A 23,888-nucleotide genomic window follows, 5' to 3' on the forward strand; every position below is an offset into this window, starting at 1 on the left:
TATTTTCTTGAATATATTAAATCTCCGAATTAAAATTAGTCAGATTAATTATGAGCTATACATTGGTATATTTTGGTAAATAAAATAATGATGAATATCGTCTAAATAAAATTTCAAAATTGTAAATCACTTGAAAGGAACTCAGTCCGATTTTTGCGATCTGATTAGTCGCCAAATCAAAACAAGTCACTCATTGACTGAGTAATGCCGTCATTACACCAATATCGTGAAATAAACGCCGCCAGAACCCCTTGCGCCGTGCGCGCTTAAACCAACCATTGGATAAACAGGTTTACGTTTGTCATGTTTCACCATGCTTTTCACGGCAAGCCCCTTCCTTTCAGAAGGTGTCAAAATACCAAACCTAAGAAAACACTCATCAAAAGGCGTCATCCGGCAGGCACAAAGTATTTCAGGGCTGAAATTACTATGATAACTGGCATAATAAGCGCAGTTATACCGCCCTTTATTTGCAAAGCTGATTATCAAATTAAGAGGTAATACTATGATTTATCCATTTTTTATATTTAAAACAGAAGATGGGTTTGACGGTTACTTCCCCGATGTCGAAGGCTGTTTTTTTGCTGGCAATACTTTAGAAGATGCGATCCGTGATGCAGAAAAAGCATTTGGGCAGCACATGAGTGTTTTAACCGAACACGGCGGCTATGTCCCTGCCCCTAAAGACTCATCCGATTACATTGGCTATCCTCGTTTGTCTGAGGATGGAGGAGTTATTGCTCTTATCGAGTTAGATCCAGCAAAATATGAGTCAAAAGCCATCAAATTCAATTCTCCGACCCATTGATTAAAAGTCAACTGCTCTACCGATTAAGCTAACGACCCATCTGGGGGAATTGGTTTTGAATGAAGCTTCAAGATGGTGGGTCGTGCAGGATGACTCGGCCTACGGCCTCGCCCTTCGGGCCAGCGCTCACGCGCTGTTGTCTCGCTTCGCTCGGCTCGAACCTGCAACCAATTGATTAAAATTCAACTGCTCTACTAATTGAGCTAACAATTGATCTTAATGGAAATTATTTGAATGCTGTCTTCTGAGATGGTGGGTCGTGCAGGATTCGAACCTGCGACCAATTGATTAAAAGTCAACTGCTCTACCGACTGAGCTAACGACCCATCTAGGAGGATTTGTTTTGAATGAAGCTTCAAGATGGTGGGTCGTACAGGATTCGAACCTGTGACCAATTGATTAAAAGTCAACTGCTCTACCGACTGAGCTAACGACCCATCTTGTGACTTCTCTCGGCAACGGCGGCATATATTACTGATTTCTCCGCGCTACGCAATGATTATTTTTTAAAATTATGTTTAAATGCTTATTAAGCACTCAATCAACCCCGAAAATGTATTACTACACCCTTCCGGGGCTAATAATTACAGTGTAGAAAGCTTTTTCTCTGCCAGTTTAGCTGCATTCGAACCAGGATATTGTTTCATAACCTGCTGGTAAACCGATCGCGCTTTATCCTTCTGACCCTTGTCCTGCATGATTAAACCAACTTTATAAAGCGATTCACCACTCTTCTGCGACTTAGGATACTCTTTTACTACCGTAGCAAAGTAATAAGCAGCTTCGTCTTTCTTACCCTTGTTATAATGAAGTTGCCCTAACCAGTAATTAGCATTAGGCACGTAACTCGATTTCGGGTAACTCTTCACAAAACTCTGAAAGGCTACAATCGCTTTATCATACTCTTTGGTATTCACTGCCAAATGAACAGCAGCGTCATAATCACCCTTCTCGCTGCCCGTACCAACAGATGATGCTTGATTGCCGCTATGACTTGCCGTTGAAGAAGCTGTGTTTGCAGTAGGCTTACTCCCCTCAGCACTGGTAGCACCTTCCAGTTGCTGATAAATGTCCTTCTGCCGCTCTATAATCTGATTGAGCTGATACTGATTCTCCTGAATCTGCCCTCGAAGCATGTCAATATCACGTTGGGAATCAGCAAGTTGTTGCTGGAGCTGCGTTAATAGCTGACTGTGAGCATTGGAAATACGCTCTAATTGGGTCAGACGCTCATCGGTAGAACCCGAGCCGACATTACTGATTGGCGCTTGGGCAATAGCGGTCCAAGGAACCGCTACGCCAACCAATAACGACAGACCCAAAAAATGATGTCTGAAGTTACTGTTCATGAACTACTCTTAGTATGCCAGTACTGCGCGACGGTTTTTACCATAAGCGGCTTCGTCGTGGCCCAGTACAGCAGGTTTTTCTTTACCGTAAGAGACGATAGAGATTTGCTCACCGGAAACACCTTTGCCTTGCAGGTACATTTTCACTGCATTAGCACGGCGTTCACCTAATGCGATGTTGTACTCAGGAGTACCACGTTCGTCAGCATGTCCTTCTACAACAACTTTGTAAGATGGGTTGCTGCGCAGGAATGCCGCGTGAGCGTCTAACAGTTGAGTAAAATCTGAGCCGATATCGTATTTGTCAAAACCGAAATATACGATATTGTTGTTTTGTAGCTCTCGCATTTGCTGACGAGCTAATTCCTCTGCTGACAGACCCGCATTAGTTTCGTTAACAGTGCCTACACCAGTCTGATCGTTATCAGCATTCTTGTTAGAACTACACGCTGCTACGGCCATAACTGGTAAAGCTAACATCAGCCCTTTTAGCACTTTGTTCAGTTGCATCTCTTTGATCCTTTTAAAATTTGCCATACATATTATTTTATTATGCATCACAGATACGGCGACCAAGCAGGAAATTTTACCTGTCCATCGGTCGCCGGAAGACGCGCTTTGAAACGCCCGTCAGTCGAAACTAGCTGCAATACAGTCCCCAACCCTTGGGTGGAGCTATAAATCACCATAGTGCCGTTAGGTGCGATACTCGGCGTTTCATCCAGGAACGTATCCGTCAAAGTTTGAACGGCTCCCGTTGCCAGATCTTGTTTAGCAATGTGCTGCTTACCACTCTCTGAGCTGACCATCACCACAAAATTACCATCCGCGCTTACATCAGCATCCTGGTTTTGTGTGCCTTCCCAAGTGAGGCGTTGCGGAGCACCGCCATTAATATCGGTTTTATATAACTGTGGACGACCACCCTGATCAGAGGTATAAACCAAAGTCTGGTTATCCGGCATCCAACTTGGCTCAGTATTGTTACTGCGGCCATCTGTCACCTGACGAATCTGAGCTGAACTCAAATCCATCACGTAAAGATTCAAACTACCCGATTTAGACAGAGCAAATGCCAATTTGCTGCCATCTGGGGAAAATGCAGGCGCACCGTTATGACGCGGGAAGGAAGCAACCTGACGTACTTCACCACTCGCCAAGGTTTGAATAACCAAGGCAGAACGGCCACTTTCAAATGTCACATAAGCCAGTTTGGCGCCATCAGGAGACCAGGCCGGCGACATCAACGGTTCCGGCGAACGGTGAACAGTGAACTGGTTGTAACCATCGTAATCAGATACACGCAGTTCATACGGATATTTACCGCCATTAGTCTTGACGATATAAGCCAAACGAGTACGGAATGCCCCTTTGATGCCCGTCAGTTTTTCAAATACTTGATCACTGGCTGTATGCGCAGCATAACGCACCCATTGTTTGGTTACTTTAAATTGATCCTGAGCAAGCACGGTACCCGGAGCACTCGCAGTATCAACCAACTGATAAGAGATTAAAAAACCACCATCCGCACTTGGTTGGATCTGCCCAACAACAACAGCATCAATTCCCAACGCCGACCATGCAGCCGGTGTCACCTCAGATGCCGTCGTCGGTTGCTGTGGCATACGGCTGACATCGATAGGGTTAAATTTACCGCTGTTGCGAAGATCGGCCCCAACGATCGCCCCTATCTCTTCAGGCGCATTGCCCGCGCCAGTCCATTTAAATGGCACAACGCCAATAGGACGTGCAGAATCGACACCTTGGGTAATCTCAATCCGAACTTCTGCCTGAGCAACCGTGGCCCATAACATTAAAATGCCTAGCACTACTTTAAAAGCCTGCCTCATTAATCTCTCCCTTATCACGATGGAATAGTCGCAATAATTCGCAGAATATTAACAAACGTCAACAAACAAAACCAGATAGCTTAATAATATAGAATGGTTTTGTTTGTTACTAATAATGCCTAAATAACAACTTTTATTGAGGTTTGAACTCCAGCGAAGCATTTTTAAACGCTTCATAAACCTCCTTGCTTGGCGGTTTCGGTATTTTCGCTTGTTTAGCCGCCGCTACCGCTGCTTGGCACAACGCCTGATCCCCCCCTTCTGGTTTTACATCAATTAACAAGCCATCAGGAGCAAGCTTAATCCGCAATATACAGGTACGCCCACGATACATGCTTGGATCGTAAAACTTATTCTGTATCGCTATCTGGATCTGTCCCAGATAGTTATTAATGTCAGCATTTGAAGCACCGCTTTTCTTGCCGCCGCCTTTACCCGCGGCAGACGCCCCTCCTTGCTGTTTAGGCGCATTGGAAGTTAAACCGCCCAGTAAGTCATCAACTTCACTTGCCTGTTTAGTGGCTTGCTCCGCAGCTTTTTTCTTGGCGTCAGCTTCGGCCTTGGCTTTAGCCTTTGCATCTGCCTCAGCTTTGGCTTTAGCATCCTCTTCAGCCTTGGCTTTTGCTTTGGCCTCAGCTTCTGCTTTAGCTTTCGCTTCTTCCGCGGCTTTTTGTTTAGCAGCAGCGGCTTCAGCTTCTTTCTTAGCTTCAGCTTCGGCTTTCTTCTGTGCCTCTGCCTGCTCTTTAATCAATTTTTCTTTTTCAGCCTTAGCCTTTGCCGCCGCTTCTTCTGCCTGTTTTTGCTCTTCACGGGCTTTGTTTGCGGCTTCTAAAGCTTGCTTTTTCTGTTCTTCCGCTGCCTGTTGCGCTTTAATTCGCTCTTCTTCTACCGCTTTTAAACGCTCCTGCTCTTCAGCCTGTTTTTCCCTTAATTCAGCAGCCTGCTGTTCCGTTTTTTTCTTTCGTAACTGCTCTGCACGCTTAGCATCAGCCTGTTGTTGTTGCTGTTGGTTGTACTGTTGTACTACCGCATTCGGATCGACCATAACAGCATCAATAACAGAACCATCCTGACCACCGCCACCCATTTCAGTTTTTCGTGTCAGGGAACCCCAAATAAGTAACCCGATCAAAATAATATGCAACACAACCGAAACGATAACAGCGCGATTTAATTTATTGTTTTGCCCGTTTGTCTTTCCCACGCTCGATATCCAAGATCTTCAAATAACAGCAACTGCCGGCCAAACTCAGATAGGCTGAGTCATTAAACCAACGGATTTCACACCTGCCCGATGCAGCATGTTGAGTGCCTTAATAATCTCATCGTAAGGCACTTCCTTCGAACCACCGATCAAAAAAACGGTTTTTGGATTCTCTTTTATTCGTGCCTGCGCTTCCGCAATAATCTGCGGTTCAGGCAATAATTCCAACCTCTCATGGTTAACTATCATGGTGTACTGACCGACACCAGAAACCTCCACGATTACCGGTGGATTATCGGAGCTGGAAACCGTTTTAGAATCTACCGCATCCGGCAGATCAACTTCTACGCTTTGAGTGATAATCGGCGCTGTTGCCATAAAGATAAGCAACAGAACCAGCAATACGTCCAGTAAGGGAACGATATTGATTTCGGATTTCAGCTCACGCTTGCGACTACGAGTGCGTGCCATAGCCTCTCCCCTTACTATTTGTTCTCTGCTTTATTTTCAGCAGCGAAAGCCTGACGATGCAAAATAGCCAGAAACTCTTCCATAAAGTTATCGTAATTTTGCTCTAGCTTATTAACACGCTGATTCAGGCGGTTGTATGCCATAACTGCCGGAATCGCCGCAAACAGACCAATCGCCGTTGCAATTAACGCTTCTGCAATACCCGGCGCCACCATCTGGAGAGTAGCCTGTTTTACCGCACCTAACGCGATAAATGCATGCATAATTCCCCAAACCGTACCAAATAGACCAATATACGGGCTAATTGAGCCAACTGTCCCCAAGAATGGAATATGGCTTTCCAACGATTCCAATTCACGATTCATTGAGATACGCATTGCACGTGAAGCCCCTGTCACCACCGCTTCTGGCGCATGATTATTTGCATGACGCAGACGGGCAAATTCTTTGAACCCAGAGTAAAAAATTTGTTCTGTTCCACCTAAAGAATCTCGACGCGACTGACTTTCCTTATATAAGCGTGATAATTCAATACCCGACCAGAATTTATCTTCAAACGCTTCCGCTTCTCGGGTTGCTGCATTGAGAATTTTGGTCCTTTGAATAATGATCGCCCACGAAGCAACGGAAAAGCAGATCAAAATAAGCATGATCAGCTGCACCAAAAGGCCCGCCTTCAGGAATAAATCTAGAATGTTCATGTCAGTCACTGCTTAAACTCCGCGACAATAGACTTTGGAAGCGCAATCGGCTTCATTTGAGATGTATTCACGCAGGCGATTAACACTTCTGCGCTGTTAATAATTGTTCCATTACCATCAACAATGCGTTGAATAAATGTCAAAGACGCTCTACGAATATCCGTAATTTCACTCTGCACCTCCAACATATCATCAAGCCGGGCCGGGGCACGGTAATCAACCACTATACGCCGAACAACAAATGCAATTTGTTCATCAAGTAAACGCTGTTGATGAATTCCATGCTGACGTAACACCTCAGTACGCGCTCTTTCATAAAAGACGACATAACGACCGTTATAAACTATCCCACTCACATCTGTATCTTCGTAATAAATACGAATGGGCCACCGGAACAACGTATTACTCACTTTCAATCCTACATAAGGCGAATTAACGCTGCCACTATACTCAAGACAATGCGGCTTTGGAATAATGTGCAAATAAAAAATTTATGGGTTAGAAGCCCGATAACATACAGAATTAACTCATAAAGAAATGATACAAACCCCAAATCAGAATCAAGAATGCCGGCAAAGGGGAGAAAAAAATGCGCCAGACGATATTTCTTGGCTGCAAACCCACCCCGAAAATCACACCTGTACATACAGCCCATATTAGCAAAACACCTTGCCATATCTGCAATGAACTGGTGTTAGCCGCAAAACGAGCAGGGTCCCAGAATACACAAGCAGCAAACATTAATGCCGCAATAAGGATAAGGCCCCGAATAGGGCCTTTATCTATCAACACGATTTCTCGCCATTTTTAGCGGCTTTTTCTTCTTCATTATGCTCAAAAGCTAAGGCAGCGATTATAGCGAAACTACAAGCCAAGAGCGTTCCGAGAATCCAAGCAAAATACCACATGCTTTATGCTCCTTAGTACAGTGAATGTTTGTTATCTTCAATAAAGCTTTTATCCAAACGCCCAAACATTTTGTAGTAACACCAAATAGTATATCCCAGAACAATTGGGACAAAAATCAATGCAACTACAGACATGACACGCAGCGTCATCAGGCTTGAAGTCGCATCCCACATCGTCAAACTGACATTAGGATCAGTGATTGAAGGCATCACAAATGGGAACATCGTTACACCGCAGGCCAGAATGATGCCAGCAATTGTCATTGAAGAGAACAGGAATGCCCATCCAGCTTTATTCATACGCGTCATCAGCATCGTCAGCAAAGGCGAAGCCACACCCAACGCCGGTAGCGCCCATAACCACGGATAGTTGTTAAAGTTAGTCAGCCAAGCGCCAGCCTGATGAGCAACTTCTTTATGTAATGGGTTAGACTGAGCCATTGTATCCAAGCCGCCAGTCACAACATAACCATCAATACCATAAATCAGCCATATGCCTGCCAGCAGGAAAGCCGCCATTGTCACCAGCGCACAGAGATAAGTTGCGGCACGAGAACGCAGACGCAGTTCACCCGTAGTGCGCATTTGCAGATAAGTTGCCCCTTGAGTCACAATCATCATCAAGCTGATCACCCCCGCCAGTAAACCATACGGGTTGAGTAATCCAAAGAAGGAGCCGGTGTAGAACAGGCGGAGTTGAGAATCAACGTTAAACGGCACCCCCTGCAATAGATTACCGAATGCCACACCGATAACTAATGGTGGAACAAAGCTACCGACAAATATTCCCCAGTCCCACATGTTACGCCACTTGCGATCTTCCAGTTTGGAGCGGTAGTCAAAACCAACCGGGCGGAAGAACAACGCAGATAACACCAAGATCATAGCAACATAGAAGCCAGAGAACGCCGCGGCATAGACCATCGGCCATGCGGCGAACAGCGCTCCACCAGCGGTAATCAACCAAACCTGGTTACCATCCCAATGCGGCGCCACTGAGTTAATCATGATGCGACGTTCAGTATCGTTTTTGCCGATGATACGTAACAGGATACCGACTCCCATATCAAAACCATCAGTTACCGCGAAACCGATTAGCAATACACCAATCAGTAGCCACCATATAAATCGTAATACTTCATAATCAAACATAAGTGGACTCCTGTTTACTGAGCATCAGGTGCTGAAGTTGTTTTCTGTTCAAAATGGTAACGACCCGTTTTCAGGCTACTTGGGCCAAGGCGGGCAAATTTGAACATCAAAAACATTTCTGCAATCAGGAATAAGGTATAAAGGCCGCAAATCAGCGCCATAGAGAACAAGATATCGCCGGCAGTTAAATTGGAACTCGCCACCGCCGTTGGCAGAACTTCACCAATTGCCCACGGTTGACGACCATATTCCGCCACAAACCAGCCTGATTCTATGGCAATCCACGGCAATGGAATACTGTACAGTGCTGCGCGTAGCAACCATTTTTGTTTACCAATACGGCCACGAATAACACTCCAAAACGCCAGACCGATCAACAATAACATCAGGAAGCCGGCTGCAACCATGATACGGAATGCAAAATAGAGCGGCGCAACACGAGGAATAGAATCTTTCGCGGCTGCTTTGATTTGTTCTTCACTGGCATCAGTCACTTTGCTGGTATAACGTTTCAGCAACATGCCATAACCCAGATCTTGTTTATTCTCATTGAATGCAATACGAACAGTCGGGTCGGTGTTACCTGCACGCAACTCTTCCAACAGATGATAAGCCTTTATACCATTACGAATACGCTGCTCGTGCTGGTCCATCAAATCACGCAGACCAATGACCGGAGTATCAACAGAACGGGTAGCAATCAGCCCCATAAGATAAGGGATCTGAATGGCATATTTGTTTTCCATTTTATCCTGATCCGGGATACCTATCAGTGTAAAAGCTGCCGGCGGTGGTTGGGTTTCCCATTCAGCTTCGATGGCGGCCAGCTTAGTCTTCTGTACATCGCCCATTTCGTAACCAGATTCATCGCCCAATACAATAACAGACAGCACAGCCGCGATACCAAAGCTTGAAGCAATCGCAAATGAACGTTTGGCAAATGGAATATCACGGCCTTTAAGCAGGTAGTAAGAGCTGATACCGAGAACGAAGATCGCCCCGGTCACATAACCCGCGGCAACGGTATGAACAAATTTCACCTGAGCAACCGGGTTCAGCACCAGTTCAGAGAAACTTACCATCTCCATACGCATGGTTTCAAAGTTGAAATCAGAAGCAATCGGGTTTTGCATCCAACCGTTAGCAATCAGAATCCAAAGTGCAGAGAAGTTAGATCCTAATGCGACTAACCAAGTTACCGCCAGATGTTGCGTCTTACTGAGACGATCCCAACCGAAGAAGAACAAGCCTACGAATGTAGATTCCAGGAAGAACGCCATCAGGCCTTCAATCGCCAGAGGGGCGCCAAAAATGTCACCGACATAGTGAGAGAAATATGACCAGTTAGTCCCAAACTGGAACTCCATAGTCAGCCCTGTTGCAACCCCCAGAGCAAAGTTAATACCAAATAACTTGCCCCAGAATTTTGTCATATCTTTATAAATTTGTTTACCGGAGAGCACATATACCGTTTCCATGATCGCCAGCAGAAACGCCATACCAAGCGTTAGCGGAACGAATAGGAAGTGATACATCGCGGTTAAGGCAAACTGTAATCGTGACAGTTCGACAATATCAAACATCTTGACTCCTTGCTCCTAGCAGGAAGACACCGACTTGCGGCAACCTGACTTCATATAAGCACTTTTCGCAAAACACTCATGCTGAAGCCTCATAACTACCAGCAATAAATGCCTTTAAAATAACAACTCATAACCAAGTAAATTAAAAACTAATTAGACTAATAGTATAGTACGCTTATATTCCCATACAATAAATAGGTTTTACGTGATTCAGATTAGAATTCTGAATATAGGTCAAGAATTGCAGTTATTGTTTAATGGGAATTAATTTGATCAAAGTCAATTTAAGCAAATTAAAGCAATAATGCCATAGTAATAACTTGATTTTAGGTATCTTTTTCTGATTAGTGTTAATTACTTTGTCCATTATTTCATTTTGGTTGATATATTGTTAATTATTTGTTTATTTAGATAAATATTGATTTCTATATTGATGTAAAATGACTTTTAAAATTAACTTGTTATTTTCATCCTTAAGAAAATATTATTATTAACTTTTCCTTTAATTAAATTTCATTTTAATAAATAGCATTAATGAAATTCAGTTTAATTTAATTGGAGAATAACAAATTGAAAATAAAATTTAACGAATTTAATCGCGGTGAATACTGTCTATACAAATAAAAAGGCCACTTTACAGCGGCCTAATAGATAAGATTTTTTATCAGATTTTACTTACCAGCAAGTAAATCTTTCACTGCATCACCGATGTCTGCCAAGCTACGGACAGTTTTCACACCCGCCGACTCCAGAGCAGCAAATTTTTCGTCCGCCGTTCCTTTACCACCTGCGATGATGGCGCCAGCATGTCCCATACGCTTACCTTTTGGTGCAGTTACACCGGCGATGTAGGCAACAACCGGCTTAGTGACGTGTTCTTTAATATAAGCCGCCGCTTCTTCTTCTGCCGTTCCACCAATTTCACCAATCATTACGATGGCTTCTGTTTGCGGATCTTCCTGGAACAATTTCAGGATATCAATAAAGTTAGAACCTGGAATTGGGTCGCCACCGATACCAACACAGGTAGATTGCCCTAAACCAGCATCCGTTGTCTGTTTTACCGCTTCATAAGTCAGCGTTCCTGAGCGGGAAACAATGCCAACTTTACCTGCTTGGTGAATGTGTCCCGGCATAATACCGATCTTACATTCATCTGGCGTAATGACTCCCGGACAGTTAGGGCCAATCATACGCACACCCGCTTCATCCAGTTTCACTTTAACCGCCAGCATATCCAGCGTCGGAATACCTTCAGTAATGGTGATGATCAGTTTAATACCTGCGTCGATCGCTTCCAGAATAGAATCTTTACAGAATGGCGCGGGAACATAGATAACAGAAGCTGTTGCCCCTGTCGCTTCTACCGCTTCACGAACGGTATTGAAAACAGGTAATCCCAGGTGCTCAGTACCACCCTTACCCGGCGTTACCCCACCAACCATTTGAGTACCGTAAGCAATGGCTTGTTCTGAATGGAAAGTACCTTGGCTGCCAGTGAAACCCTGACAAATAACTTTGGTGTTTTTATCAATTAAAATAGACATTATTTATTTTGCCCCCACTGCTGCTACTGCTTGCTTAGCTGCATCTGTCAAGCTGGTTGCGGCAATGATATTTAAACCACTGTCAGCCAGTTTTTTCGCGCCCAGATCAGCATTGTTCCCTTCTAAACGAACAACAACCGGTACGTGAACTCCTACTTCTTCCACCGCGCCAATAATACCGTCAGCAATCAGGTCACAACGAACAATACCACCAAAGATGTTAACCAATACCGCTTTCACATTTTCATCTGACAGGATAATTTTAAACGCTTCTGTCACACGCTCTTTAGTTGCGCCACCACCCACATCAAGGAAGTTAGCTGGCGCACCGCCATGCAATTTAACGATATCCATCGTTCCCATTGCCAAGCCTGCACCGTTTACCATGCAACCAATATTGCCATCCAGCGCGACATAGTTCAGCTCCCACTGCGCCGCCTGAGCTTCACGAGGATCTTCCTGAGATGGATCATGCATTTCACGCAATTCGGCCTGACGGAACAATGCGTTACCATCAGCGCCCAGTTTGCCATCCAGACAAATCAAATCACCTTGAGTAGTAATAACCAATGGGTTGATTTCAACCAGAGCCAGATCGCGCTCCAGGAACAGATTTGCCAATCCTAAGAAAATTTTAGTGAACTGGCTGACTTGTTTACCGGTTAAACCCAATTTAAATGCCAGTTCACGCCCCTGATAAGACATAGGACCAATCAGCGGGTCGATAATCGCCTTATGGATCAGTTCCGGAGTCTCTTCCGCAACTTTTTCAATTTCAACACCACCTTCAGTAGAAGCCATGAACACTACACGACGTGTACCACGATCAACCACAGCGCCGAGATACAGCTCCTTCGCAATATCAGTTGCCCCTTCCACTAAAATCTGACGAACAGGCTGCCCTTGCGCATCTGTCTGGTAAGTAACCAAACGTTTGCCTAGCCACTGCTCTGCGAAAGCGCGAATTTCTTCTTTACTGTTAACCACTTTCACGCCGCCCGCTTTACCGCGACCGCCAGCATGAACCTGGCACTTCACCACCCAAGGGCCAGCGCCGATTTTAGATGCAGCTTCTTCTGCTTCACGCGGTGTCGTGCAGGCATAACCAGCCGGAGCGGGTAAACCATACCGTGCAAAAAGCTGTTTTGCCTGATACTCGTGTAAATTCATGATGTTCTATCCATAATTAAGTCTGAGAAGAGCAAAAATAAATAAGTTGCTCTCTGATTTTTTTGTTGCTTTGGATATAGCCAGTCCAAAGAAAAGACTGGCTGTACATATACATTTTTTACTTCAGACTGGGCAGATATTAGCGCGTATCTGCCCTGATTATGTTGCTATACGTCCAGCAGCAAACGTGCAGGATCTTCCAGCATTTCTTTGATGGTCACCAAGAAGCCTACAGACTCACGCCCGTCAATCAGACGGTGGTCATAAGACAGTGCCAGGTACATCATTGGAAGGATCTCCACCTGACCATTAACCGCCATTGGGCGATCTTTGATGGCATGCATACCAAGAATCGCACTCTGTGGTGGGTTAATAATTGGCGTAGACATTAAGGAGCCGAATACACCGCCATTAGTAATGGTAAAGTTACCACCCGTCAGCTCTTCAACGGTCAATTTGCCGTCGCGGCCTTTGATAGCCAGCTCTTTAATGCGTTTTTCGAGATCAGCCATGCTCAATGCATCGGCATCACGCAGGACTGGCGTTACCAAGCCACGCGGCGTCGATACCGCAATACTGATATCGAAATAGTTGTGGTAAACCACATCAGCGCCATCAATAGAAGCATTCACTTCTGGATAGCGTTTCAGTGCTTCAACCACGGCTTTCACATAGAAAGACATAAAACCCAGACGCACACCGTGGCGTTTTTCAAACGCCTCGCCGTACTGCTTACGCATGTCTTGGATGGGCTTCATGTTAACTTCGTTAAATGTTGTCAACATCGCGGTGTTGTTTTTCGCTTCCAGCAGACGTTCAGCCACACGCTTACGCAGGCGAGTCATTGGAACACGTTTTTCACTGCGGTGCGGCAACAGAGAATCCTGGGCAGAAACAGGGGCTTCTTCGGGCTTACTAGCCGCTTTTTCGTTATCAGCCATGTATTTTTCCACGTCTTCACGGACAATACGTCCACCAACACCACTGCCTTTAATCGCTTTAGCATCAAGATCATGCTCTGCAATCAAACGGCGAACCGCCGGGCTGAGCGCATCATTGCTCTCTTCTTCTAAACCCGCTGTCTGGCGTTTCGCCAAAGTTGCTTCTGTTTTCTCTTTTATTTCCGCCGGCTTGCCGGTGCTATCGCCCAGACGGATACGACCAAGAAGCTGACGAGACAGAACAGTGGCGTCTTTCGCTTCCAAAATGGCTTCTAAAACACCCGCTTCACTGGCCGGCACTTCCAACACAACTTTATCTGTTTCGATTTCAACCAGCACTTCATCACGCTCAACACGGTCACCCTCTTTTTTGTGCCAAACTGCCACAGTGGCATCAGCAACAGACTCAGGCAGATCCGGAACCAGAATATCTACGCTACTCATTTTATATCCTTTATTTATTCAACGTTCAGTGCGTCATTAACCAGCTCTTGTTGTTGTTGCTGGTGAACTGACGTATATCCAACTGCCGGGGAAGCAGACGCAGGACGACCTGCATAACGTAAAGAAGCCCCGAACGGGATCACTTCACGGAAGTTGTGCTGACTGCAATACCAGGCCCCCTGATTTAATGGCTCTTCCTGGCACCAGACAAAATCATGTACATGAGCATACTGTTCCAGTGTTGACTGAACATCCTGATGAGGGAATGGATATAGTTGCTCAATACGCACGATAGCGACATCAGTTTGTTCATTTTTACGACGTTGCTCCAACAGGTCGTAGTAGACTTTACCTGAACAAAGTACAACTCGTTTAACGCCTTTCGGATCAAGATCGTCAATTTCACTAATAACCGTCTGGAATTTACCGTTAGCCAGCTCATCCAAGCTGGAAACGGCCAATGGGTGACGCAACAGTGATTTTGGCGACATAACGATCAACGGACGGCGCATACCGCGCAAAGCCTGACGGCGAAGCATATGGTAGACCTGAGCTGGCGTTGATGGCACACAAACCTGCATGTTCTGTTCTGCACACAGTTGCAGATAACGCTCCAAACGGGCCGAGGAGTGTTCAGGCCCCTGCCCTTCATAGCCATGAGGCAGCAGCATAACCAAGCCGCACATACGGCCCCATTTCTGCTCACCAGAGCTGATGAATTGGTCAATAACAACCTGTGCGCCGTTGGCGAAATCACCAAACTGAGCTTCCCAGATTGTCAGGGCACGAGGTTCCGTTGTCGCATAGCCATACTCAAACGCCAATACCGCTTCTTCAGACAGAACAGAATCCCAAACATCGAATGCTCCCTGACCGTTATGAACGTTCGCCAGAGGAACATAAACAGAACCGTTAGCCTGATTATGGATAACCGCATGACGATGGAAGAAAGTACCACGACCGGCATCTTCACCAGACAAACGCACTGGAACCCCTTCATCCACTAAAGTCGCGTAGGCCAATGTTTCTGCGCCGCCCCAATCGAACAATTTATCGCCGTTTGCCATCTCTGCGCGGTCATTATAAATTTTCGCTACACGGGAGTGCATTGTCACTTCTTCCGGGACAGAGCTGATACGTCTACCCAGATCTTGCAAACGCTTAATATCAACTTTATGTGGGTACTCTTCATCCCATTCGTGATTAAGATAAGGCTCCCAAGTAAATGAATGCAGCCCCATTGAGCGCCACTCATCAACGACACAATCACCACGGTCGAGGGCATCACGATACAGGTTAACCATTTCGGTCACATCATCGACTGATATCAAGTTCTCCGCCGCCAGCTTGTCGCCATAGATTTTACGTGGCGTTGGGTGTTTCTTGATTTTTTGATACATCATTGGCTGAGTTGCACTTGGCTCATCAGCTTCGTTATGACCATGACGACGGTAACAGACCAGATCGATCATCACATCACGTTTGAAGGTATTACGGAAATCCAGTGCTAAGCGGGTAACAAATGCCACCGCTTCTGGATCGTCTGCATTAACGTGGAAAATCGGCGCCTGTACCATTTTGATAATATCGGTACAGTATTGTGTTGAACGGGCATCTTTCGGGTTAGACGTTGTGAAACCGATCTGATTATTGATGACGATACGAATTGTACCGCCAACTTCATAACCACGAGCCTGAGACATGTTCAGGGTTTCCTGCACCACTCCCTGACCAGTAACAGCAGCATCGCCGTGGATAGTGATTGGCAACACCATATTGCTGCGGCCTTCATCCAAACGATCACGGCGGGCGCGTACTGAACCAATAACCACAGGGCTGACAATCTCAAGGTGAGATGGGTTAAATGCTAATGCCAAATGAACCTTAGCTCCCTCGGTGGCAAAGTCAGACGAGAAACCTTGATGATATTTCACGTCGCCGGTACCAAGGTGCTCTTTATGCTTACCGGAAAATTCATCAAACAGATCAGCCGGTTTTTTACCTAAGATATTAACCAAGACGTTGAGACGACCACGGTGAGCCATTCCTAGCACAACTTCTCGTGTGTCATGTTTACCCGCATGGCGGATAAGATCCTTCAACATTGGGACAAGCGCATCACCACCTTCAAGAGAGAAACGTTTCGCTCCCGGAAACTTCGCGCCCAGATAACGCTCCAAGCCTTCCGCTGCCGTCAGTTCTGCCAGAAAACGCCGCTTTTCCTCTACGCTAAACTGAGAGCTGACAGTCACAGACTCCAGACGCTGCTGAATCCAACGTTTTTCTTCCGTATTGGTGATGTGCATGTATTCAGCGCCAATAGAACCGCAATAAGTGCGTTTCAGCGCTTCATACAAATCAGCCAATTTCATCGTCTCTTTGCCGACTGCGAAAGAACCTATATTAAACGTCTCTTCAAAATCAGCTTCCGTCAGATTATGGAAAGCAGGATCTAAATCAGGCACATTATCCTGTTTCCATAATCCCAACGGGTCAAGGTTCGCATTTTGATGACCGCGGAAGCGGAATGCGTTGATGAGTTGCAAAACTTTAACTTGTTTTGCATCCATTGCTGGATCGCTGACAGAGGAATGATAACGCGTGGTATCTTTCGCAAGACGGCGGAAGTAATCACGCGTCTGCGAGTGGAGTTGCTCACCGTTGAGTCCCGCATTCGGCAATTGTTGGAAAATCTCTCTCCAACTTGCATCAACGGAGTGTGGATCGGTTATATAGTCTTCATAGATCTGCTCTATGTAAGACTGGTTTGAACCAGCCAGGAAGCTTGAATCCAGCCAGTCCTTCATTGCGCCGTTCTGCATTGTGATCCCTTAAGCTTTAAAAGCTTTAGTTTTCGCCGTGGTTAACTATTACCGTTTAAATACGGTATCGATAAAAGGTTCATTTGGACGTGCTTTATGCATGTTCTCTTTTGGGTTTCGGAACCCTTCAAGGAACCTTTAAAAACCGCCCCATCGTTTTTAAAGGTTCCTCGCCTCAAGCTTTTGTCATCATTAGCAGTTGGCAACTCATACTCTTCAATTCTTTGTGCCCTCCACAAAGAAAATCTCGCGGAGGGCAGACCTATTATGCGCTATGTTTCAGTAACATAGATTTAATATGGCCGATAGCTTTTGTTGGATTTAACCCTTTAGGGCACACACTGACACAATTCATGATGCTATGGCAACGGAAAACACTGAAAGCATCATTCAGCTTGTCTAATCGTGAAGCCGTTTCAGTATCACGGCTGTCAATCAGGAAGCGATATGCTGCCAGTAAGCCCGCAGGCCCGATAAATTTATCAGGGTTCCACCAGAATGACGGACAGGAAGTTGAGCAACATGCACACAGAATACACTCGTACAGACCATCGAGTTTTTCCCTTTGTGCAGGTGATTGCAAATGTTCGCGTGCCGGCGGGTTTTTGCCGTCATTCAGCAAATACGGACGAATCTTCTCATATTGCGCATAGAATTGCCCCATATCTACAACCAAGTCACGGATAACCGGCAAGCCGGGCAACGGGCGAATAACAATTTTCTTGCTACCGCGCCGCAAAGCCGAAACAGGCGTAATACAGGCCAGGCCATTTTTGCCATTCATGTTGAGGCCGTCAGAACCACAAACACCTTCACGACAAGAACGACGGAAAGAGAGTGTTGGGTCCTGCTCTTTAAGCTGGATCAACGCATCCAGCAACATCATGTCACGCCCTTCTTCTGCTTCCAGCGTGTAATCCTGCATATGAGGAGCGCTGTCAACATCCGGGTTGTAACGATAAATCGAAAATTCAAGTTTCATAATCTATTCCTCCGCAACTGGGTTATCAGCAACTCATTAGTAAGTACGCGCTTTCGGCGGGAATGCTTCACGCAGTTTTGGCTGCATGTTGACATTACGACGAGTCATAGTTTCAGTTTGCGGTAGATAGAGGGTATGGCATAACCAGTTCGCATCATCACGATCCGGGTAGTCGAAACGGCTATGAGCGCCACGACTCTCAGTACGGAAATTAGCAGCGACAGCCGTAGAAAATGCCGTTTCCATCAGGTTATCAAGCTCCAGACACTCAATTCTCTGAGTATTGAACTCTGAGGAAGTATCATCCAAACGTGCATTTTTCAGGCGTTCACGGATAACTTTAAGTTCTTCCAGCCCTTTCGCCATTGCATCACCTTCACGGAATACAGAGAAGTTGTTCTGCATGCACGCTTGCAAATCTTTACGAATTTTAACCGGATCTTCACCAGTACGCGTACTATTCCAACGGTTCAGACGTTGCAGGGATACTTCAATATCAGATTCACTGGCTTCGCGGCTAGTACCTTGTTCCATCAGCGATTCTTTCAGATGCAAACCGGCAGAACGGCCAAACACCACCAAATCCAGCAGAGAGTTACCCCCCAGACGGTTAGCGCCGTGAACCGATACACAGGCAATTTCACCGACAGCAAACAGGCCCGGAATAACCACATCTTCACCTTTTGCATTAACCATCAGCGCCTGACCGGTAACTTTAGTTGGGATACCACCCATCATATAGTGGCAAGTTGGAATAACCGGGATAGGTTCTTTTACCGGATCAACATGAGCGAAAGTACGGGATAATTCAAGAATACCCGGCAGACGAGATTCCAGCACCTCTTTACCCAAATGATCCAGTTTCAGCTTAGCATGAGGCCCCCAAGGACCATCACAACCACGGCCTTCGCGGATTTCGATCATGATGGAACGCGCTACTACATCACGACCAGCCAGATCTTTAGCATTTGGCGCATAACGCTCCATAAAGCGCTCGCCATCTTTATTCAACAAATAACCGCCTTCGCCACGGCAACCTTCTGTTACCAGAACACCCGCCCCGGCAATACCGGTTGGGTGGAATTGCCACATTTCCATATCCTGTACAGGTACACCGGCACGCAGCGCCATACCGACACCATCACCGGTGTTAATGTGAGCGTTAGTTGTTGATTGATAAATACGACCGGCGCCGCCCGTTGCCAGAATAGTTGCCTTCGCTTTGAAATAAACCACTTCACCGGTTTCAATACAAATCGCAGTACAACCAACAATACTGCCATCCTGATTTTTAACCAGATCCAACGAATACCATTCAGAAAAAATAGTGGTGTGGTTTTTTAAGTTTTGCTGATACAGCGTATGCAACAGGGCATGACCGGTACGGTCTGCCGCCGCGGCGGTACGTGCCGCCTGTTCACCACCAAAGTTTTTTGACTGGCCGCCGAATGGACGTTGATAAATACGGCCATCATCCAAGCGTGAAAATGGCAACCCCATGTGTTCCAGTTCCAGAATGGCCTCGGGCCCGGTCTTACACATGTACTCAATCGCATCCTGGTCACCGATATAGTCGGAGCCTTTCACCGTGTCATACATGTGCCATTCCCAGTTATCGTCATGGGAGTTACCCAACGCAACGGTGATACCACCCTGCGCAGATACAGTATGAGAACGGGTTGGGAATACTTTGGAAATCAAAGCACAGGATAATCCCATTTGTGAAATCTGTAGTGCCGCGCGCATGCCAGCGCCGCCTGCGCCAATAACGACTGCATCAAACTCTCTTACTGGCAGTTTCATCTATACACCCCACACCACAATTGTTCCGTAAATCAAGTAAGCCATCAGTGCAACGATAATCGCCAATTGCAGCATTAAACGCAGCGCCAGCGGCTTTACATAGTCAGTTAGTACTTGCCACATACCAATCCAGGCGTGAGCCAGAATGGAAAACAGTGCCAGCACAGTGAAGACTTTAGTGATGGATGAAGCGAAGAAACCCCGCCAGACTTCATAAGTGATTTCCGACGTTGTAACGACAAAGCCCAACATATAAACAACATATAAAACAATAATCATTGCGGACGCGCGCAATAATAGCCAATCATGGATACCCGTGCGACCCAATGCAGATGCGTTACTTACCATACCAGTACTCCAGCCAGAATCGACAGAATAACAGCAATCCCGATTGCCGCTTTGGCAGAGAGACTACCGACCGCTAAGTTTTCTTCCAAGTAGCCGAAATCCATCAACATATGACGGATACCACCACAGATATGGTAAGCCAGCGCGGTCAGAATGCCCCACACAATAAACTTAGCGAAAAATCCCGTCATAATATCGGCGGCTTGCTGAAACCCTTCTTGCGAGGAGAGAGACATTCCTAACAACCAGAGGAGAATTCCTACTGCTATGAAAGTAATGACGCCAGAGACACGGTGCAAGATCGAGGCTATTGCAGAGACTGGAAAGTGTATCGTCTGCAAATCAAGGTTGACAGGTCTTTGTTTTTTCACAATTTTGCCCACACAGCTCTTTTATTATTTTCCTTACCTCCGGACCTGGGCGGAAATCAGACAGCGATAAGAGGATACAAAGACACAACATTCAATCAGACGATAGATCCTTCATGTTAAAAAATGTTGTGGTTTAGTTACGCTGGGTGCTCCTACAGCAGGGTAATCCGGAGACCTGGCGGCAGTATATGTGCTTCACATTATTATTACAATTCCAACACAATATGATTAGCTACATTTCCACTGAACAGTGATTAAGATCACGATTCAAACATATTGCACAAAATTAATTATCTTGTTTGACAAACTTTAAACATTTATCTTACATATATGGTTGAAAACACTTTTGAGATTGATTTTTGATAAGAGGAAAGACCTCAAGCAAAGCTAAAGTTATGTAACTGTGTAGTCCGCACGAATCATAATCATTTTTGTAGTCAATGCATAAAACATAACTCTCAAAAATTCGCTAACAACCTGAAAACCATTGTTGTCCAGGGTGAAATTTCAGCCTTAAATGTGATATTGGCCTGATTTCAGCTTTTCCCTGGTAGTACAGTGTCAGGGGACACAGTATAAGAACCTATTCCACCAGGCATCATAGGTATAGACCATTCTTGTCAATAAATTGGGAACACAGATTGCACAGCAACCGGAGTGTGTGCACAGTCTGTAAGAGGCGATTCACCCACAAATCGCTCACCGGCGCGGGCCATACCAAAGTGCATTCAAAAGCGACCGCTTTTGTCAGAGCACCGTCCAAGCCCGTTCTTGATGGCAAAGAATAGTCGATAAAATAGCCTGATAAGATAGACTCTATTACGGTGTCTTTCTGCTGTGGTTGTTAAGAGTTATAAAAATGAAAGCGCTAAGGAGACTGTAATGGCAGATAACAAAGCAACTCTAACCCCAGACGGTTCAGTTGCTATTGAATTGGACGTGCTCACACCGACCCTTGGGTCTAAAGTCATCGACGTTCGTACTCTCGGCACCCAAGGTTTCTATACCTACGACCCTGGTTTTACTTCTACGGCATCTTGCGAATCCAAGATCACCTACATTGATGGCAACGAAGGTGTATTGCTGCACCGTGGCTTCCCTATTGACCAACTAGCGACAAAATCTACTTATCTGGAAGTCTGCTATATCCTGCTGTACGGTGAAACACCAACACAAGAGCAGTTTGATAAATTTAAAAAAACCGTTACCCGTCACACCATGATCCATGAACAGATCCATCGCCTGTTCAACGGCTTCCGCCGTGATTCACATCCGATGGCGGTGCTGTGCGGCGTTACCGGCGCGCTGGCTGCTTTCTATCATGATGCTCTGGATGTGAACAATCCACGTCACCGTGACATTACCGCATATCGCCTACTGTCAAAAATGCCGACAGTGGCCGCCATGTGCTACAAATACTCTATCGGTCAGCCATTCGTTTATCCGCGCAATGATCTCTCCTATGCAGGCAACTTCCTAAACATGATGTTCGCTACACCATGTGAAGAATATAAAGTGAACCCAGTACTGGAACGTGCTATGGACCGCATCTTTATCCTGCATGCGGATCATGAACAAAACGCGTCCACCTCAACCGTACGAACCGCAGGTTCCTCCGGCGCCAACCCATTTGCCTGTATTGCCGCCGGTATTGCTTCTCTTTGGGGCCTGCTCATGGCGGCGCAAACGAAGCTTGTCTGCGTATGCTGGAAGAAATTCAGTCAGTTGAACACATTCCTGAATTTATTAAACGGGCCAAAGATAAGAATGATGCTTTCCGTCTGATGGGATTTGGTCATCGTGTTTACAAAAACTACGATCCTCGCGCAACTGTTATGCGTGAAACCTGCCATGAAGTGCTAGATGAACTCGGCCTGAATGACAGCCTGCTGGAAGTTGCTATGGAGCTTGAACGTATTGCTCTACACGACCCCTATTTTATTGAGAAGAAACTGTATCCGAACGTGGATTTCTACTCGGGCATTATCCTGAAAGCAATGGGTATTCCATCCACCATGTTCACTGTTATTTTCGCCATTGCCCGTACTATCGGCTGGATCGCTCACTGGAACGAAATGCATGACGCCGGCGTGAAAATCGCTCGCCCACGTCAACTCTATACCGGCTACACAAAACGTGATTTCGAAAGCCAGCTTGAAAAATAATAATAAAATTCGATTACGATAAGGGCGAAGCTGTGACTGCTCCACGCCGCAAACGGCGAGGCTTCCCACTTCTCAGGCCGCCACCGTCGATATGACGGATTTACGCTAGCCTCCGTGGGCAGAAACGACGAGTCCCGCCGCCTGTAATTCTGTTGTGCCCTTGCACTGGATGTTGATCGCCGCATTGATATCGCGGTCATGTTCGACACCACAGCAAGGGCATTCCCAGATCCGCTTATGCAGCGGCATTTCCGGCACTTTGTGACCGCAGCAATGGCAGGTTTTCGAGCTGGCGAACCACTGATCCAGTTTGACCAGATGAACGCCCGCCGCTGCGGCTTTGTATTCCAGTTTCTTGATGAAGCCATGCCAGCCCGCATCCCCGATAGCGCGAGCAAGGTGGTGATTCTTCATCATATTGGCCGATTTTAGCGTCTCGACAATGATCGCTTGGTTTTCGTCAACCATTGTCCGGGAGAGTTTGTGTTGAAAATCGGCACGGGCATTGGCTACCCGTTCGTGTACCGCGGCGACCTGTAAACGTGCCTTTCGACGGTTGGCGCTGCCTTTCTGTTTTCGGGACAGGGCTTTCTGCTTGCGGCGCAGGTTACGGGCGGCGTTGATAAGATGACGAGGGTTATTCACCTTCTCCCCGTCCGACTGGATAAGATAGTGGGATAACCCCATATCGCACCCTGTCACGCGGGTGATAACGCCCGGCTTTTCCGGTACATCCCGGCCATCGTCACACAGGATAGCGGCGAAATATTTTCCCGTAGCTGTTCGGGAAAGTGTAATGCTCTTCACTTGCCCTACAATTTCTCGGTGTAGGCGCGCCTTTATCGGTGACAATTTCGGGATCTTCACGGCGCCATCCAGCACTTTCACCCCAATACAGTGATAGCTGGATTGCCGGCCGTATTTGCGTTTGAACGTGGGAAATTGGGCTTGCAACTTCGGATTGAAGAAATTATCAAACGCGGTATTCAGATTGATCACCGCCTGCTGTAACGCGATGGCGTCATATGCTTTGAGCCAGGCGTACTTGCGTGATTTCTTCGCGACCGCCAGTAGCGGTTTAAGGTCTTTGCGTGGATTTAAGCTCACACCGTGACGTCTATAAGCATGCTTTTTGATGTGCAGCGCCTTGTTGTACGCAAAACGGACCGCACCGAACTGGCCGTTAAGATACGCGGCCTGTTCGGGTGTCGGGTAGATGCGTACTTTAGTCGCTCTTAACATATTCAGCGCTCATTGCTCATTGAGAGA

The 23,888-nt window shown here is 46.2% G+C and carries 20 protein-coding genes, 3 tRNA genes, 1 other RNA gene and 2 pseudogenes; 2 read left to right on the plus strand and 24 right to left on the minus strand.

Annotation, left to right across the window (positions count from 1 at the left end; genetic code table 11):
* Positions 1–505: 505 nt before the first annotated feature.
* Positions 506–793: pseudogene (locus tag TI10_RS11625) on the plus strand (type II toxin-antitoxin system HicB family antitoxin); the annotation flags it as partial.
* On the opposite strand, the gene TI10_RS25025 reads toward TI10_RS11625, so the two are convergent.
* The 23 genes from TI10_RS25025 to sdhC all read right to left on the minus strand — a co-directional run bounded on the left by TI10_RS25025 (position 768) and on the right by sdhC (position 20,466).
* Positions 768–847, minus strand: a tRNA-Lys gene (locus TI10_RS25025). The pseudogene TI10_RS11625 and the gene TI10_RS25025 sit on opposite strands and share 26 nt — an antisense overlap.
* Before the next feature lie 34 nt (positions 848–881).
* Positions 882–1,014, minus strand: a non-coding RNA gene (locus tag TI10_RS25030) — RtT sRNA.
* 44 nt (positions 1,015–1,058) lie between these two features.
* Positions 1,059–1,134: transfer RNA gene (locus TI10_RS11635), tRNA-Lys, on the minus strand.
* 35 nt (positions 1,135–1,169) lie between these two features.
* Positions 1,170–1,245 (minus strand) — tRNA-Lys (locus TI10_RS11640).
* A gap of 147 nt (positions 1,246–1,392) precedes the next feature.
* Positions 1,393–2,157: a cell division protein CpoB gene (gene cpoB, locus TI10_RS11645; RefSeq protein WP_049583526.1), complete on the minus strand. Its 765-nt coding sequence runs from the start codon at positions 2,155–2,157 to the stop codon at positions 1,393–1,395.
* A gap of 9 nt (positions 2,158–2,166) precedes the next feature.
* Positions 2,167–2,667, minus strand: a complete 501-nt coding sequence (gene pal / locus TI10_RS11650; RefSeq protein ID WP_049583527.1) for a peptidoglycan-associated lipoprotein Pal — start codon at positions 2,665–2,667, stop codon at positions 2,167–2,169.
* Positions 2,668–2,714: 47 nt separating this feature from the next.
* The gene (tolB, locus tag TI10_RS11655; RefSeq protein WP_049583528.1) at positions 2,715–4,007 is read right to left on the minus strand and encodes a Tol-Pal system beta propeller repeat protein TolB; all 1,293 of its coding nucleotides are present in this window, start codon (positions 4,005–4,007) and stop codon (positions 2,715–2,717) included.
* Between the two features lie 133 nt (positions 4,008–4,140).
* Positions 4,141–5,211: a cell envelope integrity protein TolA gene (gene tolA / locus TI10_RS11660; RefSeq protein WP_049583529.1), complete on the minus strand. Its 1,071-nt coding sequence runs from the start codon at positions 5,209–5,211 to the stop codon at positions 4,141–4,143.
* Positions 5,212–5,256: 45 nt separating this feature from the next.
* Positions 5,257–5,682: a colicin uptake protein TolR gene (tolR, locus tag TI10_RS11665; protein WP_049583530.1), complete on the minus strand. Its 426-nt coding sequence runs from the start codon at positions 5,680–5,682 to the stop codon at positions 5,257–5,259.
* Between the two features lie 14 nt (positions 5,683–5,696).
* Entirely contained in the window at positions 5,697–6,392 is a 696-nt protein-coding gene (gene tolQ, locus TI10_RS11670; protein WP_036812848.1) for a Tol-Pal system protein TolQ, read from the minus strand.
* A complete protein-coding gene (ybgC, locus tag TI10_RS11675; RefSeq protein ID WP_049583531.1) occupies positions 6,389–6,793 on the minus strand; it encodes a tol-pal system-associated acyl-CoA thioesterase in 405 nt (134 codons plus the stop codon). The genes tolQ and ybgC overlap by 4 nt, the downstream gene beginning before the upstream one ends.
* A gap of 112 nt (positions 6,794–6,905) precedes the next feature.
* A complete protein-coding gene (gene ybgE / locus TI10_RS11680; protein WP_279615323.1) occupies positions 6,906–7,175 on the minus strand; it encodes a cyd operon protein YbgE in 270 nt (89 codons plus the stop codon).
* Positions 7,169–7,291: a cytochrome bd-I oxidase subunit CydX gene (gene cydX / locus TI10_RS23750; protein ID WP_074525015.1), complete on the minus strand. Its 123-nt coding sequence runs from the start codon at positions 7,289–7,291 to the stop codon at positions 7,169–7,171. The genes ybgE and cydX overlap by 7 nt, the downstream gene beginning before the upstream one ends.
* A gap of 12 nt (positions 7,292–7,303) precedes the next feature.
* The gene (gene cydB, locus TI10_RS11685) at positions 7,304–8,443 is read right to left on the minus strand and encodes a cytochrome d ubiquinol oxidase subunit II (RefSeq protein WP_049583534.1); all 1,140 of its coding nucleotides are present in this window, start codon (positions 8,441–8,443) and stop codon (positions 7,304–7,306) included.
* A gap of 14 nt (positions 8,444–8,457) precedes the next feature.
* Entirely contained in the window at positions 8,458–10,026 is a 1,569-nt protein-coding gene (gene cydA, locus TI10_RS11690) for a cytochrome ubiquinol oxidase subunit I (RefSeq protein ID WP_049583535.1), read from the minus strand.
* 671 nt (positions 10,027–10,697) lie between these two features.
* Positions 10,698–11,573, minus strand: a complete 876-nt coding sequence (gene sucD / locus TI10_RS11695) for a succinate--CoA ligase subunit alpha (RefSeq protein ID WP_049583536.1) — start codon at positions 11,571–11,573, stop codon at positions 10,698–10,700.
* Between the two features lie 3 nt (positions 11,574–11,576).
* The gene (gene sucC / locus TI10_RS11700) at positions 11,577–12,743 is read right to left on the minus strand and encodes an ADP-forming succinate--CoA ligase subunit beta (RefSeq protein WP_049583537.1); all 1,167 of its coding nucleotides are present in this window, start codon (positions 12,741–12,743) and stop codon (positions 11,577–11,579) included.
* 167 nt (positions 12,744–12,910) lie between these two features.
* Positions 12,911–14,128, minus strand: a complete 1,218-nt coding sequence (odhB, locus tag TI10_RS11705; RefSeq protein ID WP_049583538.1) for a 2-oxoglutarate dehydrogenase complex dihydrolipoyllysine-residue succinyltransferase — start codon at positions 14,126–14,128, stop codon at positions 12,911–12,913.
* 14 nt (positions 14,129–14,142) lie between these two features.
* Positions 14,143–16,950, minus strand: coding sequence for a 2-oxoglutarate dehydrogenase E1 component (gene sucA / locus TI10_RS11710; protein WP_049583539.1), 2,808 nt, complete (start codon positions 16,948–16,950; stop codon positions 14,143–14,145).
* 265 nt (positions 16,951–17,215) lie between these two features.
* Positions 17,216–17,932, minus strand: a complete 717-nt coding sequence (locus TI10_RS11715) for a succinate dehydrogenase iron-sulfur subunit (protein ID WP_011145734.1) — start codon at positions 17,930–17,932, stop codon at positions 17,216–17,218.
* A 36-nt stretch (positions 17,933–17,968) separates the two neighbouring features.
* On the minus strand, positions 17,969–19,735 hold the full coding sequence (gene sdhA, locus TI10_RS11720) for a succinate dehydrogenase flavoprotein subunit (RefSeq protein WP_049583540.1): 1,767 nt from the start codon (positions 19,733–19,735) through the stop codon (positions 17,969–17,971).
* Positions 19,736–20,083, minus strand: a complete 348-nt coding sequence (gene sdhD, locus TI10_RS11725; protein ID WP_049583541.1) for a succinate dehydrogenase membrane anchor subunit — start codon at positions 20,081–20,083, stop codon at positions 19,736–19,738.
* Positions 20,077–20,466: a succinate dehydrogenase cytochrome b556 subunit gene (gene sdhC / locus TI10_RS11730; protein WP_049583542.1), complete on the minus strand. Its 390-nt coding sequence runs from the start codon at positions 20,464–20,466 to the stop codon at positions 20,077–20,079. The genes sdhD and sdhC overlap by 7 nt, the downstream gene beginning before the upstream one ends.
* 870 nt (positions 20,467–21,336) lie before the next feature.
* On the opposite strand from sdhC, the pseudogene TI10_RS11735 reads away from it, so the two are divergent.
* Positions 21,337–22,619, plus strand: a pseudogene (locus TI10_RS11735) (citrate synthase).
* A 105-nt stretch (positions 22,620–22,724) separates the two neighbouring features.
* On the opposite strand, the gene TI10_RS11740 reads toward TI10_RS11735, so the two are convergent.
* Positions 22,725–23,861, minus strand: a complete 1,137-nt coding sequence (locus TI10_RS11740) for an RNA-guided endonuclease InsQ/TnpB family protein (protein ID WP_049583543.1) — start codon at positions 23,859–23,861, stop codon at positions 22,725–22,727.
* Positions 23,862–23,888: the final 27 nt, after the last annotated feature.

Origin of the sequence: Photorhabdus luminescens subsp. luminescens (genome assembly GCF_001083805.1) — a bacterium.
Lineage (GTDB): Bacteria > Pseudomonadota > Gammaproteobacteria > Enterobacterales > Enterobacteriaceae > Photorhabdus > Photorhabdus luminescens.